Genomic DNA, 12,677 nt, shown 5'->3' with positions numbered 1-12,677 from the left:
CGTTCGTCCTTAGAGATCGAGAACCAGACGTTCCGGATCTTCCAGGCTTTCCTTGACGCGCACGAGGAAGGTCACGGCTTCCTTGCCATCCACGATACGGTGATCGTAGGACAGGGCAAGATACATCATCGGGCGGATCACGATCTGACCGCCGACGACAACCGGACGCTCCTGGATCTTGTGCATGCCGAGGATACCCGACTGCGGAGCGTTCAGGATTGGCGACGACATCAGCGAACCGTACACGCCGCCATTGGTGATGGTGAACGTGCCGCCCTGCATGTCAGCAACCGAAAGCGTGCCGTCACGCGCTGCCTTGGCAAGACGTCCCAGTTCCTTTTCAACGCCAGCAATCGAAAGCTGGTCGGCATCACGGATGACCGGAACCACAAGGCCCTTGTCCGTACCGACGGCCATGCCGACATGGGCGAAGTTCTTGTAGATGATGTCAGTGCCGTCGATCTCGGCGTTGACCGCCGGGATTTCCTTCAGCGCATGGGTCACGGCCTTGGTGAAGAAGCCCATGAAGCCGAGCTTCACGCCATGCTTCTTCTCGAAGACGTCCTTGTACTTGGTGCGCAGTTCCATGACCGCAGACATGTCGACTTCATTATAGGTCGTCAGCATGGCGGCGGTGTTCTGGGCATCCTTCAGACGCTTGGCAATCGTCTGGCGCAGACGGGTCATCTTCACGCGTTCTTCGCGAGAAGCGTCGTCAGCCGACGATGCCGGACGGGCAGCAGCCGGTGCGGCGGCAGCCGGAGTAGCAGAAACACCCCCAGAAACACCCTTGGCGATGGCGTCGAGCACGTCACCCTTCAGCACCTGACCACGCTTGCCGGAACCGTCCACCTGGTCGGCGGAGAGGTTGTTTTCAGCCAGCAGCTTGGAGGCTGCAGGAGCAGGCTGCATAGCCGAGCCCGACGAAGCCGAGGCGACAGGTGCTGCAGCCGGTGCGGCGGCAGCAGGCTTGGCTTCTTCCTTCTTCGCAGCAGGGGCCGCAGCGATGGCAGAGCCATCGGTGGAGATCTGGCCGAGAAGCGCATTGACCTCGACCGTATCGCCTTCCTTGGCCGTGATTTCAGCCAGAACGCCAGCAGCAGCAGCCGGAACTTCCACTGTCACCTTGTCGGTTTCCAGTTCCACCAGCGGTTCGTCGACAGCGATGACATCGCCGACCTTCTTGAACCATTTTCCGATGGTTGCCTCAGTAACGGACTCCCCAAGCGTGGGAACGCGAATTTCGGTGGCCATGGTTTCTTCTTCCGTTGATCTTCAAACTTTAGATTCTGTGTTCAATTCAGGTTGGAGCAGTTCCGAAAAACCGCTCCAAAACTCTAACCCGGATCAGTTACCGAGCGCATCCTCAAGGAAAGCGGCGAGCTGCGCAAGATGCTTCGACATCAGACCCGTTGCAGGCGATGCTGCGGCCGGACGGCCCGCATAGCGCACGCGCTGATGCTTGGCGTCGATATGAGCCAGCACCCATTCCAGATACGGGTCGATGAACGACCATGCACCCATGTTCTTCGGCTCTTCCTGGCACCAGACCATTTCCGCATGGCGGAAGCGTGACAGCTCATTGATGAGCGCCTTGGCCGGGAACGGGTAAAGCTGTTCGACACGCAGCAGGTAGACGTCATCGATACCGCGCTTTTCGCGTTCTTCGTAGAGGTCGTAATAGACCTTGCCCGAGCAAAGCACGACGCGACGGATCTTTGCATCCTTCTGGAGCTTGATGCCTTCGTCCTTGTTGTACTGCGCATCGTCCCACAGCAGGCGGTGGAACGAGGATTCGCCCGACATTTCGTTAAGGGTCGAAATGGCACGCTTGTGACGCAGAAGCGATTTCGGCGTCATCATGATGAGCGGCTTGCGGAAGTCGCGCTTCATCTGGCGGCGCAGAATATGGAAGTAGTTAGCCGGCGTCGTGACGTTCGCCACCTGCATGTTGTCTTCCGCGCAGAGCTGGAGATAACGTTCCAGACGAGCCGACGAATGTTCCGGGCCCTGACCTTCATAGCCGTGTGGCAGAAGGCAGACGAGACCGGACATGCGCAGCCACTTGCGTTCGCCCGAAGAGATGAACTGGTCAAACACAACCTGTGCACCGTTGGCGAAATCGCCGAACTGGGCTTCCCACAGAACCAGAGCGCGCGGGTCGGACAGCGAATAGCCGTACTCGTAGCCGAGAACAGCTTCTTCCGAGAGCATCGAGTTGATGACCTCGTAAATCGCCTGGCCCTTCTGGATATTGTTGAGCGGGATGTAGCGGTTCTGGGTTTCCTGATCGTAGAGAACCGTATGACGCTGCGAGAAGGTACCGCGTTCGACATCCTGACCCGAGAAACGGATCGGGTTGCCTTCGGCGACCAGCGAACCGAAAGCAAGCGCTTCCGCTGTCGCCCAGTCAATGCCTTCGCCGGTTTCGATCATCTTGGCACGGTTGTCGAGGAAACGCTGGATCGTGCGATGGACCTGGAAGTCCTTCGGCACTTCAACCAGCTTCTTGCCGATTTCCTTGAGCGTCTTCATCGGCACGGCAGTCTTGCCGCGACGCTGTTCGTCGGCATTGTCGGCGGTGCGCAGGCCAGCCCACGCGCCATCCAGCCAGTCGGCCTTGTTCGGCTTGTAGCTCTGTCCAGCGTCGAATTCGGTTTCCAGATTATCACGCCACTGCGCTTTCATCTGGTCGATTTCTTCCTGCTTGATCAGGCCTTCAGCAATCAGCTTGTCGCTGTAAAGCTGAACCGTGGTCTTGTGCGCACGGATCGCCTTGTACATCAGCGGCTGGGTGAAGGACGGCTCGTCGCCTTCATTGTGACCGAAGCGGCGGTAGCAGAACATGTCGATGACCACCGGCTTGTGGAAGGTCATGCGGAATTCGGTTGCTACCTTGGCGGCAAACACCACGGCTTCCGGATCGTCGCCATTGACGTGGAAGATCGGCGCTTCGATCATCTTTGCCACATCCGATGGATAAGGCGACGAACGCGAGAAGGCTGGATTGGTGGTGAAACCGATCTGGTTGTTGATGATGAAGTGAACCGTACCGGCAACGCGATGGCCTTTCAGGCCCGAAAGACCGAGACACTCGGCCACGACACCCTGACCGGCAAAGGCAGCATCGCCATGCAGGAGCAGCGGCAGAACCTTGGCGCGCGTTGCGAGCGGAACCATGTCGTCGCGGGTGCGACCGGCCAGCAGATCCTGCTTGGCGCGGGCCTTGCCCATCACGACCGGGTTGACGATTTCCAGATGCGACGGGTTGGCGGTCAGCGACAGGTGAACCTTGTTGCCGTCGAACTCACGATCCGACGAAGCGCCCAGATGATACTTCACGTCGCCCGAGCCCTCCACGTCGTCCGGCGCATAGGAGCCGCCCTTGAATTCGTGGAAGATGGCGCGATGCGGCTTGCCCATGACCTGGCTAAGCACGTTCAGACGACCACGGTGGGCCATGCCGAAGATGATTTCCTTGACGCCCATGGCACCGCCACGCTTGACGATCTGCTCAAGGGCCGGAATCAGCGATTCACCGCCATCGAGGCCGAAACGCTTGGTGCCCTTGTACTTGACGTCGATGAACTGCTCGAAGCCTTCGGCCTCGATGAGCTTCGACAGGATGGCCTTCTTGCCTTCCGGCGTGAAAGCAACCTTCTTGTCCGGACCTTCGATGCGTTCCTGAATCCAGGCCTTTTCGGCCGGATCGGAAATATGCATGAACTCGACGCCGATCGTGCCGCAATAGGTACGCTTCAGAATATCGAGCATTTCCGGCACGGTCGCATATTCGAGGCCGAGCACGTTGTCGATGAAGATCTTGCGGTTGTAGTCGGCAGGCGTGAAACCGTAATTTTCCGGCTCCAGCTCGTTGTAGTCGTTCGGCTTTTCGGAGAGACCGAGCGGATCGAGATTGGCGTGCAGATGGCCACGCATGCGGTAGGCGCGGATCATCATGATGGCGCGAACGCTGTCGCGTGCAGCCTGCGTGATCTCTTCGCTGGTAAGGGCTGCGCCGGTCGCACCCTTCGCTTCGCCCTTTGCAGCCTTGCCTTTCAGCTTGTCGGTGACATGCTTTTCGACTTCAGCCCAGTTGCCGTCGAGCGCGGAAATCAGTTCACCATTGGCTGCAATCGGCCAGTTCTTCCTGGTCCAGGACGCGCCTTCGGCGTTCTTCTTCACATCGTCGGCATTATCGCCCAGCTTCGCGAAGAAATCGCGCCACTGCGGATCGACCGAATTCGGATCGTCCTCATATTTGGCGTACAGCTCCTCGATATAGTCGGCATTGCCGCCATAGAGGAATGAGGTAAGGGCGAAAACGTCGTTGGCTTGTTCTTGCCTTGCCATAGCCTATCCGGAGCAGTGCTCCGTCTCCTTGTCAGTGGCTCATCTTGCGCGGGCCGGAAGTTCGAAACTTCATCCCTCACGCCGCCGGGGAGGAACCGCTACAGACCCCGGCATGACTAAACTCTACGCGTCGGAACGGATATCCGTCCCTCTAAACCGGATCGTATGACCCGCCGTTATGCTAAACCCGGCAGCGGCTTTCGCCGCCGCCGGGATATTCAGACCGATACGCGATCTCAGCCCTTGAGGACTTCGACCAGCGTCTTGCCGAGCTGCGCCGGCGACGGCGACACGCGAATGCCAGCCGATTCCATGGCGGCAATCTTGTCTTCCGCACCGCCCTTGCCACCGGAGATCACGGCGCCAGCATGGCCCATGGTGCGTCCGGCAGGAGCCGTACGGCCAGCGATGAAGCCGACCATCGGCTTCTTGCGACCGCGCTTGGCTTCGTCCTTGAGGAACTGGGCCGCATCTTCTTCAGCCGAACCGCCGATTTCACCGATCATGACGATCGACTTGGTTTCGTCGTCGGCCAGGAACATTTCCAGGACATCGATGAACTCGGTGCCCTTGACCGGATCGCCGCCGATACCGACAGCGGTGGTCTGGCCGAGGCCCTCGTTCGAGGTCTGGAACACAGCTTCATAGGTAAGCGTGCCGGAGCGGGAAACAACACCCACCGAACCCTTCTTAAAGATATTGCCCGGCATGATGCCGATCTTGCACTCTTCAGGGGTCAGGATGCCAGGGCAGTTCGGTCCGAGCAGGCGCGACTTCGAGCGTTCCAGACGCTCCTTGACGCGAACCATGTCCATGACCGGAATGCCTTCGGTGATGCAGACGATGAACGGGATTTCTGCTTCAATCGCTTCGATGATCGCATCGGCGGCGCCTGCTGGCGGAACGTAGATCACGGATGCGTCAGCACCGGTGCGTTCCTTGCCTTCGGCAACGGTTGCGAAGATCGGAAGCTTTTCGCCCTTGGAGCCTTCCCAGGTTTCGCCACCCTTCTTCGGATGGATACCGCCGACCATCTGCGTGCCGTAGTAAGCAAGCGCCTGTTCGGTGTGGAAGGTACCGGTCTTGCCGGTCAGGCCCTGTACGAGAACCTTGGTGTCCTTGTTGACGAGAATGGACATGCCTTAATTCCCCTTCACTGCAGCGACGATCTTCTGCGCCGCATCGTCGAGATCGTCGGCCGAAATGACGTTCAGGCCGCTCTCGTTGATGATCTTCTTGCCGAGTTCGACATTGGTGCCTTCGAGACGGACAACCAGAGGAACCTTGAGGCCGACTTCCTTGACTGCAGCGATCACGCCTTCAGCAATGACGTCGCACTTCATGATGCCGCCGAAGATGTTGACCAGAATGCCCTGGACAGCCGGGTCAGCGGTGATGATCTTGAACGCAGCCGTCACCTTCTCCTTGGAAGCGCCGCCACCAACGTCGAGGAAGTTGGCAGGTTCTGCGCCATAGAGCTTGATGATGTCCATCGTTGCCATGGCAAGGCCCGCGCCGTTGACCATGCAGCCGATATTGCCGTCGAGAGCGACGTAAGCGAGGTCGTACTTGGAAGCTTCGATCTCTTTTTCGTCTTCTTCCGACAGGTCGCGCAGTTCCTGAATGTCGGGGTGACGGAACAGCGCATTGCCGTCGAACGATACCTTGGCATCGAGAACGCGCACGCGACCGTCGGTCATGACGATCAGCGGGTTGATCTCGAGAAGGCTCATGTCCTTTTCGGTGAACGCCTTGTAGAGGATCGGGAACAGCTTGACGCCGTCCTCACGAGCCTGACCTTCAAGCTTCAGCGCATCGGCGAGCTTGCTGGCGTCTTCATCCGTCACGCCCTTGGCCGGATCGATGGCAACGGTGACGATCTTTTCAGGAGTTTCTTCGGCAACGGCTTCGATGTCCATGCCGCCTTCGGTCGAAACGACGAAAGCCGGACGGCCAACGGTGCGGTCGATCAGGATCGAGAGATAGAGTTCGCGATCAATGTCGGCGCCGTCTTCGATGTAGAGACGGTTGACCTGCTTGCCGGCTGGGCCGGTCTGCTTGGTGACGAGCGTGTTGCCGAGCATTTCCTTCGCATTGGCAACCACTTCCTCGACAGACTTGGCGAGGCGCACGCCGCCCTTTGCATCGGCTGGCAGTTCCTTGAACTTGCCCTTGCCGCGTCCGCCAGCATGAATCTGGCTCTTGACGACATAAAGCGGTCCGGGAAGCGTCTTTGCCCATTCTTCCGCCTGTTCGACGGAATAGACAGCCACACCATTGGCGATCGGAGCGCCGTAGGTGTGAAGCAGGCGCTTGGCCTGGTATTCGTGAATATTCATCTGGTTGTCCTCTGCGGATTCCCGGTCCGTTGCATATTGGGATTGAACGGATCCGGTACGGATTGACAGCCGGAAAAGGCCGGAGCCGCCCGCAGGCGACAATCCGGCCTTGTCTGGAATTTTACTTCAGCGACGGAGCGATGCCGATGCAGGCTTCGCAAAGACCGGCGACAGATGCCACCGACTTGTCGAACTCGGCCTTTTCGTTCTTGTCGAGATCAATTTCAATGATGCGCTCGACGCCATTGGCGCCGATGACGGTCGGCACGCCGACATACATGTCCTTGACGCCGTACTGGCCAGAAAGCTGGGCAGCGACCGGCAGGACGCGCTTTTTGTCCTTGAGGTAGGATTCAGCCATCTGGATGGCCGATGCAGCCGGAGCGTAGAAAGCCGAACCGGTCTTGAGCAGACCGACGATTTCCGCGCCGCCGTCACGGGTGCGCTGGATGATCTTGTCGAGCTTGTCCTGACTGGTCCAGCCCATCTTGACGAGGTCAGGGAGTGGGATGCCTGCAACGGTCGAGTAACGGGCCAGCGGAACCATGCTGTCGCCGTGGCCGCCCAGCACGAATGCCGTGACGTCTTCAACCGAAACGTTGAATTCTTCCGAGAGGAAATAACGGAAGCGGGCGCTGTCGAGAACGCCAGCCATGCCGACAACCTTGTGCGCCGGAAGACCGGAGAACTTCTGCAGCGCCCAGACCATGGCGTCCAGCGGGTTGGTGATGCAGATGACGAAAGCCTCAGGAGCATATTTCTTGATGCCCGCGCCAACCTGTTCCATCACCTTGAGGTTGATGCCCAGAAGGTCGTCGCGGCTCATGCCCGGCTTGCGCGGCACGCCTGCGGTCACGATGACAACGTCTGCGCCTTCGATTGCTGCGTAGTCGTTGGCGCCGGTGTATTTCGCATCAAAACCGTCAACCGGAGAAGATTCAGCGATATCCAGTCCCTTACCCTGCGGGGTGCCTTCCGCAATGTCGAAAAGGACGACGTCGCCGAGTTCCTTCAGACCAGCAAGATGGGCGAGCGTGCCGCCGATCATGCCGGAGCCGATGAGGGCAATCTTGTTGCGTGCCATGATTGTTTCTTTCCTCACTTTTGATCCAGAAACGCATCAAGCCATCCGGAATCCTCGCCGGAAACGCTCAAGCGTTGGAACTGCGAGATAGGACTCTTTGGCGATAAACTCAACTCATTATTTTGCGACTAATGTTTTCAATCGGTTAGAATTAATGGTTCTTACGTAAACGTAAGATAATTTGTCAATATCAAGGCAAAACCACCCTCTCCTACCGCCGCGAACCATCCCCGGCGAAGCGGTGACGGAGCGACTGGCAAGCTGCCAATTCCAACAACGTTGTGCACCTGTTCAAAACCGGCCCCGATTTAAAACTGATGCAGTATCGAAAGTCCGGCACGAAAGTGCCACACCTTCCGCATGAATTGCGCGAGCAACATAGCCCACCGGGCTTATAAGTCCAGTCTGTGGCAGTCTGATGATAGGGCAGTTGATGTGCAGGCTGTTTATCCGGCCTTGCCGGGTGGCTCGGCCAGATAATCCGCGCTCTGCATCTCGAAGAGACGGGAAGCAGTGCGGTCGAACTCGAAGGCCTCCGTACCCTTGCTGGCAAGATAGAGCTTTTCCGGCTGGGCTTCTGCGGAAATGAATACCCGCGCGTGGTGATCGTAGAGCACGTCGATCAGCAGAATGAAGCGTTTGGCCTCATTGCGGCGCGAATAGTCCAGCACCGGAACATCATCGATGAACAAGGTCGGATAATGCTTCACGATGGCAATATAGTCTGAGGCACCAAGCGGCTTCGAACAGAGCGCATCGAAAGTGAAGCGCGCCGCGCCGTGCACGGCACGGGCGACCTCGATGTCGCGTCCCTTAATGCGGATGACGTCGGACTTTTCATGCGCGCCGTCCTTTTGCGCCGTCCAGGCCGCATCCATGCGCTTGGCCGTTTCAGGACCAAGTGGCGACAGATAGACCGGCTGGCGGTCGAGTTTCTCCAGACGGTAATCGGTGCGCGAATCGAGGTTGATCACATCGACATGCTGCTTGAGAATATCAATGAAGGGCAGGAAGAGCTGCCGGTTCAGCCCATCGCGATAAAGATTGTCCGGCGCGACGTTGGATGTCGCCACCAGAACCACGCCACGGGCGAACAAGGCGCTGAACAGGCGCGACAGGATCATCGCATCGGCAATATCGGTCACGGTGAATTCGTCGAAACACAACACCCAGGCCTGCTGGCTCAAGGCATCTGCAACCGGCGGGATCGGGTCGTCCTGCTTGGTCTCGCCACGTTTATGCGCCTGGCGATGCGCATAGATACGCTCGTGCACATCGGCCATGAAATCGTTGAAATGCGCGCGGCGCTTGCGTTCCACCGGCAGAAGCGAAAAGAACATGTCCATCAGCATGGTCTTGCCGCGTCCGACCTCGCCGTGCACGTAAAGCCCCTTGATGATGCTCGTTGCTTCCTTGCGCTTGCCAAACAGCCAGCCGAGCGCGCTCGACTTGCGTGACAGGCGTTTGGTGCAGATTTCCTCGATCAGCCGGTCATAACGGACGGTGAGTTCGAGTTGAGCGGGATCGGCTTCCACATCACCCGCCGCGACCATCGCATCGTAATGCTCGCGGACGGAGGGGAAGGCTTTCAGATTACCGTCGAAAGACATGATTACGTCCGTTCAACCTTTCAATTGCAAAAACGGCGGACCATCTCGCGATGATCCGCCTGTCTTTAGAGCGCATCCCGAAAAGTGTGAAACGGTTTTCGGGCAAGATGCGCGGCAAACAAAACAATTGGAGCGCCGATCTGATTCAATCAGATCGGCGCTCCAAGCGAAAGAATGTCTTAGCGCGAAAGCGAAACGGCCTGCCCGCCGGAAGTCTGTCCGTCGAAGCGGCTCTGTCCCGACGAATAGAGCGAAGCGACGGTGCCGCCATTCGCATCATAGAGAACGAGCTGCTTGCCGTTGACAGCCCAGGAAGCGAGATTGCCGAGTTCGCCCGGGCAACGCAGCGGACCTGCGCGGTAGCCCTGACCATACTTGGTCTGCGGCGTCGCGATCTTGCAGCTCTGGCCGCCAAGCGATGCGTTCCAGACACCGGCGACAGAGCCTGGCGTCAGATCGGGAGCGGATGCTGGCGGCAGGCTTGCAACCTGTGTGCCGGGCTGTGCATTCGGGTCCGTGGTCGGAGCCGTCGGAAACTGTGAAGCATTGGGAGAATTGAGGTTGCCCTTCTGCACCGAGCCTGCCGGAGCCGCATTCACGGGTGGCGGTGGCGGTGGTGGCGAAACCGTATCGAGATTGCCAAACCGGGAGCTCTGGCAGCCAGCCAGAACAATGCCAGCCGCCGCGAGGCTGAGCAGACTTGCTTTCGAAATTCCCATCTGGTTCTCCATTTCCGCATTTCTCATCTGGGGTGGGGATGCCCCGGACTTCCTACCGAAGCCCTGCAATGTGACAATATTGGACCGATAAAATGGCTATATGGTTAAAAAAGCAACACCGACACCTGTCATTTTTACCCTTCAAACTCTTCAAGAATGCTTGAAACCGCTTAATAATCTTGAAACTGGGACAGGAAGGCCACAGTTTCTCCGATATTGGCACCTGTTCTGCGGGAAAGCCTGCGCCGCAACTTTTCGCAATCTGACGCGGGTACTGGCAATTTGCGGGCTTTTCCGCCATATAGACGCTAATTGTCCCATAGGCTTTATCGACCAAAGCCGCAGGAAAACGGAACCACGATAGTTATGGCCACCAAGGCAGCCTTCGCCAAGATGAACGGGCTCGGCAATCAGATCATCGTTGCCGACATGCGCGGCCGCGCGGATCGGATTACGCCTGAAGCCGCGATCCGTCTTGCGGCCGACAGCGAAACCGCCTTCGATCAGATCATGGCGATCCATGACCCGCGCACAGCGGGAACCGACAACTATATCGCCATCATCAATTGCGATGGCACGGAAGCGCAGGCTTGCGGCAATGGTACGCGCTGCGTCGTGCAGGCGCTGGCCGCCGAGACCGGCAGGCAGGATTTCACGTTTGAAACCCGCGCCGGAATTCTGACCGCGACCGAACACGAGGACGGCCTGATTTCAGTCGATATGGGCAAGCCGCGCTTCGACTGGCAGGACATTCCGCTTGCCGAAGAATTTCGCGATACGCGCATGATCGAACTACAGGTCGGTCCTATCGACGCGCCGGTGCTGCATTCGCCGTCGGTTGCATCCATGGGCAACCCTCATGCAATCTTCTGGGTCGACCGCAATGTCTGGTCCTATGAACTGGAGAAGTTCGGGCCGCTTCTGGAGCATCATCCGATCTTTCCTGAGCGCGCCAATATCTCGATTGCCCATGTTACCTCGCCCGAGACGATCGACCTGCGTACATGGGAGCGCGGCGCGGGCCTCACCCGCGCCTGTGGTTCCGCCGCCTGCGCCGCCGCCGTTTCGGCAGCGCGCACACGCCGCACCGGGCGCACCGTCACCGTCAATGTTCCTGGCGGCCCGCTCAGGATCGAATGGCGCGACGATGATCATGTCATGATGACCGGCCCCGCCGAATGGGAGTTCTCAGGCACTTTCGATCCTGCGACCGGCGAATGGAGCCGCGACGCCCAGAATGACAAGCCAACTGACAGGGGTGCAGCCTGATGTCGGTGGAAGTCGTAACATTCGGATGCCGTCTCAATACCTATGAATCAGAGGTGATGAAACGCGAAGCCGATGCCGCCGGACTTGGCGAATTGAAGGATGGCGCGATCATCTTCAACACGTGCGCCGTGACGGCGGAAGCCGTGCGCCAAGCGCGTCAGGCGATCCGCAAGGCCCGCCGTGAAAACCCGGAAGCGCGCATCATCGTCACCGGCTGTGCTGCGCAAACCGAAGCGGACAATTTTGCCGCCATGGACGAAGTCGACCTCATTCTCGGCAATGAGGAAAAACTGAAATCCAATTCCTACCGGATGCTGCCGGATTTCGGCGTCAACCAGTTCGAGAAGGTTCGCGTCAACGACATTATGGAAGTGCGCGAAACCGCGAGCCATATGGTCGATGCCATCGAAGGCCGCGCGCGTGCTTTCGTGCAGGTACAGAATGGCTGCGATCATCGCTGCACCTTCTGCATCATTCCCTATGGTCGCGGTAATTCCCGCTCCGTTCCGATGGGCGCGGTGGTGGATCAGGTCAAGCGCCTTGTCGGCAACGGTTATGCCGAAGTGGTGCTGACCGGCGTGGACATGACCTCCTACGGTCCCGATCTGCCGGGAAGCCTGCGTCTCGGCAAGCTGGTGAAGACTGTTCTCACTCAGGTGCCGGATTTGCAGCGCCTGCGTCTTTCCTCCATCGATTCCATCGAGGCCGATGACGATCTGATGGATGCGATTGCCAATGAAAAGCGCCTGATGCCGCATCTGCACCTGTCGCTACAGGCGGGCGACGACATGATTCTCAAGCGCATGAAGCGCCGCCACTTACGCGACGATTCGATCCGCTTCTGCGAAACGGTGCGTTCTCTGCGTCCCGACATCGTCTTCGGCGCGGACATCATTGCCGGTTTCCCGACCGAAACTGAAGATATGTTCCAGAATTCGTTGAAAATCGTCGAGGAATGCGGACTGTCCCACCTGCACGTCTTCCCCTACAGTGCACGCGAAGGCACTCCCGCCGCCCGCATGCCGCAGGTGCGGCGCGAAATCGTCAAGGAACGTGCGGCGCGTTTGCGTGCCGTTGGCGACCATGCTTATGAAAAGCACCTCGCTTCTCTCAACGGCACTGCGCAGCGCCTTCTGGTCGAGAAGGAAGGGATTGCGCGCACGGAAGGCTTTACGCTGGCATCGGTGGACGATGGCGCACCGGGCGAAATCATCGAACGTATCGTGACAGGCCATGACGGTGAAAAACTCCTCACCCGTCAGGCAGAGCCGCAAGCGGCTTAAAGCTTAAGGGCATCAGATTT

At 58.6% G+C, this 12,677-nt stretch carries 9 protein-coding genes; 2 read left to right on the top strand and 7 right to left on the bottom strand.

Annotated features, from left to right (window positions below; translation table 11 throughout):
* Window positions 1-9 precede the first annotated feature (9 nt).
* From odhB to HWX93_RS03875, 7 genes are all read right to left on the bottom strand, one after another.
* Entirely contained in the window at window positions 10-1,254 is a 1,245-nt protein-coding gene (odhB, locus tag HWX93_RS03905; protein ID WP_176036560.1) for a 2-oxoglutarate dehydrogenase complex dihydrolipoyllysine-residue succinyltransferase, read from the bottom strand.
* Between the two features lie 93 nt (window positions 1,255-1,347).
* Window positions 1,348-4,353 carry a 2-oxoglutarate dehydrogenase E1 component gene (locus HWX93_RS03900; protein WP_109986950.1) on the bottom strand — a complete coding sequence of 1,002 codons (3,006 nt, stop codon included), beginning with the start codon at window positions 4,351-4,353 and terminating at the stop codon, window positions 1,348-1,350.
* Between the two features lie 236 nt (window positions 4,354-4,589).
* Entirely contained in the window at window positions 4,590-5,492 is a 903-nt protein-coding gene (sucD, locus tag HWX93_RS03895; RefSeq protein ID WP_109986951.1) for a succinate--CoA ligase subunit alpha, read from the bottom strand.
* Between the two features lie 3 nt (window positions 5,493-5,495).
* Window positions 5,496-6,692 (bottom strand): ADP-forming succinate--CoA ligase subunit beta, encoded by a 1,197-nt coding sequence (gene sucC / locus HWX93_RS03890; RefSeq protein WP_010657594.1) that lies wholly within the window; start codon window positions 6,690-6,692, stop codon window positions 5,496-5,498.
* A 121-nt stretch (window positions 6,693-6,813) separates the two neighbouring features.
* Window positions 6,814-7,776, bottom strand: a complete 963-nt coding sequence (mdh, locus tag HWX93_RS03885) for a malate dehydrogenase (protein ID WP_061344542.1) — start codon at window positions 7,774-7,776, stop codon at window positions 6,814-6,816.
* Between the two features lie 446 nt (window positions 7,777-8,222).
* A complete protein-coding gene (zapE, locus tag HWX93_RS03880; protein ID WP_176036559.1) occupies window positions 8,223-9,386 on the bottom strand; it encodes a cell division protein ZapE in 1,164 nt (387 codons plus the stop codon).
* Window positions 9,387-9,565: 179 nt separating this feature from the next.
* Window positions 9,566-10,105, bottom strand: coding sequence for a protease inhibitor Inh/omp19 family protein (locus tag HWX93_RS03875; protein ID WP_010657597.1), 540 nt, complete (start codon window positions 10,103-10,105; stop codon window positions 9,566-9,568).
* 366 nt (window positions 10,106-10,471) lie between these two features.
* On the opposite strand from HWX93_RS03875, the gene dapF reads away from it, so the two are divergent.
* Entirely contained in the window at window positions 10,472-11,374 is a 903-nt protein-coding gene (gene dapF / locus HWX93_RS03870) for a diaminopimelate epimerase (RefSeq protein WP_176036558.1), read from the top strand.
* Window positions 11,374-12,657: a tRNA (N(6)-L-threonylcarbamoyladenosine(37)-C(2))-methylthiotransferase MtaB gene (gene mtaB / locus HWX93_RS03865; protein ID WP_176036557.1), complete on the top strand. Its 1,284-nt coding sequence runs from the start codon at window positions 11,374-11,376 to the stop codon at window positions 12,655-12,657. Before dapF ends, mtaB begins: the two co-directional genes overlap by 1 nt.
* Window positions 12,658-12,677 lie beyond the last annotated feature (20 nt).

This window comes from Brucella tritici (assembly GCF_902825325.1).
Taxonomy (GTDB): Bacteria; Pseudomonadota; Alphaproteobacteria; order Rhizobiales; family Rhizobiaceae; genus Brucella.
Note: the sequence above shows the minus strand (reverse complement) of the source record. Positions and strands in the feature narration are given on the sequence as shown.

What these genes read in the sequence shown, in the direction of transcription:
- odhB (WP_176036560.1), bottom strand. Translation starts at nt 1,254, where the DNA reads ATGGCCACCGAAATTCGCGTTCCCACGCTTGGGGAGTCCGTTACTGAG.
- HWX93_RS03900 (WP_109986950.1), bottom strand. Translation starts at nt 4,353, where the DNA reads ATGGCAAGGCAAGAACAAGCCAACGACGTTTTCGCCCTTACCTCATTC.
- sucD (WP_109986951.1), bottom strand. Translation starts at nt 5,492, where the DNA reads ATGTCCATTCTCGTCAACAAGGACACCAAGGTTCTCGTACAGGGCCTG.
- sucC (WP_010657594.1), bottom strand. Translation starts at nt 6,692, where the DNA reads ATGAATATTCACGAATACCAGGCCAAGCGCCTGCTTCACACCTACGGC.
- mdh (WP_061344542.1), bottom strand. Translation starts at nt 7,776, where the DNA reads ATGGCACGCAACAAGATTGCCCTCATCGGCTCCGGCATGATCGGCGGC.
- zapE (WP_176036559.1), bottom strand. Translation starts at nt 9,386, where the DNA reads ATGTCTTTCGACGGTAATCTGAAAGCCTTCCCCTCCGTCCGCGAGCAT.
- HWX93_RS03875 (WP_010657597.1), bottom strand. Translation starts at nt 10,105, where the DNA reads ATGGGAATTTCGAAAGCAAGTCTGCTCAGCCTCGCGGCGGCTGGCATT.
- dapF (WP_176036558.1), top strand. Translation starts at nt 10,472, where the DNA reads ATGGCCACCAAGGCAGCCTTCGCCAAGATGAACGGGCTCGGCAATCAG.
- mtaB (WP_176036557.1), top strand. Translation starts at nt 11,374, where the DNA reads ATGTCGGTGGAAGTCGTAACATTCGGATGCCGTCTCAATACCTATGAA.